At 63.0% G+C, this 1,276-nt stretch carries 2 protein-coding genes; both read right to left on the reverse strand.

Annotation, left to right across the window (positions count from 1 at the left end; genetic code table 11):
• Nucleotides 1-114: 114 nt before the first annotated feature.
• A complete protein-coding gene (locus tag OC446_RS30385; protein WP_262032589.1) occupies nt 115-645 on the reverse strand; it encodes an IS630 family transposase in 531 nt (176 codons plus the stop codon).
• Nucleotides 642-1,163 (reverse strand): helix-turn-helix domain-containing protein, encoded by a 522-nt coding sequence (locus OC446_RS30390; RefSeq protein ID WP_262032588.1) that lies wholly within the window; start codon nt 1,161-1,163, stop codon nt 642-644. Before OC446_RS30390 ends, OC446_RS30385 begins: the two co-directional genes overlap by 4 nt.
• Between the last annotated feature and the right edge of the window lie 113 nt (nt 1,164-1,276).

Below are 1,276 nucleotides of genomic sequence, written 5' to 3' on the forward strand. Positions count from 1 at the left end.
AGCCGGTCTGGGTCCCCACAGCGGATGTGCGGCAATGTTTCATCGGCTATCGCTGCCAGAGCGACCGGCAACAGAGGCGGTGACGCGCCGGACCACTAAGTACAACGCCACAAGTCATACGGGGTGCGCTCCGATGATGGAGCACACCCCGTCAGGTCTTTTGTTGTAGCCGTCGAAGAAGGCTCTGGTGGCCTCAATCAGCGCCTCAATGCTGGCGAACAGCTCGCAGTGGGTGACCTCGCGCCGGAACTGACGCCAGAGCATCTCGATCGGATTGAGCCAAGGACTGTACGTGGGCAGATACAGCAGCACCAGACGGCCAGCCGCGCTCCGCAGCACGGCCTCGATCTCGTCATCCTCATGCGTGTTCGCGTTGTCCCAGGCCACGTAGACCGTCTCGTGCCGGTGCTTGTCGAGCAACGCTTCCAGCAACTCAGCGACCTCGCGCCGGCGCTTGTGCAAGCGCGTGATTACAACAGTCTCGCCCGTGACCCAGTTGACGGCTCCCAAGCCATAACGGCGGGTCGGCTGGGCCGGGGTTGAAATCATCACCTGCTGCCCGACCGGTGCCCACATGGCGCGCAGGGTGGGATGCCAGCTGATGTTGAATTCATCGGCGTAGTAGAAGACCTCACCGGATTTCAGGTGATCGCGGGCGTCCTCAACCGCCTTTTTTTGAGTGCATACTCAGGATCGGGACTGGTGATCGTGTGCTGCGGCCGGCTGAGCGCCATATCGCCGGCGAGCAGGATGCGATAGACGCTGCCACGGCTCAGCCGCAGCCCGGTCACTTCGGCCAGGTAATCGGCCAAGCGTGCGGCGGTCCAAAGCGAGAAGGGCAGCTCAAGGCTGCGTGGCCGTTGCCGCACGACCCTTAACAGCTGTTCGCGGTAAGCAGGCGTGATCTTGGGCGGGGCGCCGGGGCGAGGCGCATCGGACAGGCCGCGCAGGCCCTCGGCCTGATAGCGTCGCAGCCAGCGGCGGACGGTGTCTTCGTCTTGGCGCACAAAGTCGGCAATCTCGGCCGCGACAAGACCCTGCTCGGCGCACAGCAGCACCATCTGCACCCGGGTGCGCAGGCGCGCATCACGGGTGGTGTGATAGGCCTCGTCCAGTTCCTGCAACTGCTCCTGGGTTAGGCCATCCAGACGAATGGGGCGCATAGCAGCCTCCCAGCTCGCCCCCTTGGCCATTATACCGCAGAATTTGTGGCGTTGTACTTAGTACTACTGTGTCATAAACTTTGTGTGGCAGCAGGGACATCGTGGGAGCCTTC

The organism is Microvirga sp. Mcv34 (assembly GCF_024519725.1).
Classification (GTDB): domain Bacteria; phylum Pseudomonadota; class Alphaproteobacteria; order Rhizobiales; family Beijerinckiaceae; genus Microvirga.